1 protein-coding gene is annotated in these 419 nt (G+C 53.7%); it reads left to right on the top strand.

The genetic code is table 11. From position 1 onward, the window contains the following. Positions 1-27: 27 nt before the first annotated feature. Positions 28-419: DUF3383 family protein (locus tag CS062_RS25545; RefSeq protein WP_233218255.1), on the top strand; the 392-nt coding region annotated here is incomplete at its 3' end.

The following is a 419-nucleotide window of genomic DNA, read 5'->3' on the forward strand; positions in this document are numbered from 1 at the left end:
GATGCAGAGGGCGATTGGTCTGGTTTCATGTTTGCTCAGGAGCCAGACGCTACGGCCAAAACAGCCATTGCTACGTGGATGGCTGCTAATCCTAACCGCTATTGGGGCGTTATTCAGGATGCAGATGCAGCTATCCTGACAGCCAATGCGACCGCAACATTCGGGGCAACAGTAAAAGCCAACAACACACCGGGCCTGACATGCGTATGTAACGCTGACGGCAATGGCACGTTGATTGCTGCGGCTGCGCTTTCATGGGCAGCGTCCATCAACCCCAATCGGGCAAATGGCCGGACGACGCTGATGTTCCGTCAGTTCTCAGGCCTTACACCGTCCAACATTTCCAACGCGCAGGCGGCAAACCTGCTGGAGAATGGTTATTGCTTCTACGGCAATTACAAAGCCAATGATACATCCTT

It is taken from the genome of Roseateles chitinivorans (genome assembly GCF_002761755.1).
Taxonomy (GTDB): Bacteria; Pseudomonadota; Gammaproteobacteria; order Burkholderiales; family Burkholderiaceae_C; genus Roseateles; species Roseateles chitinivorans.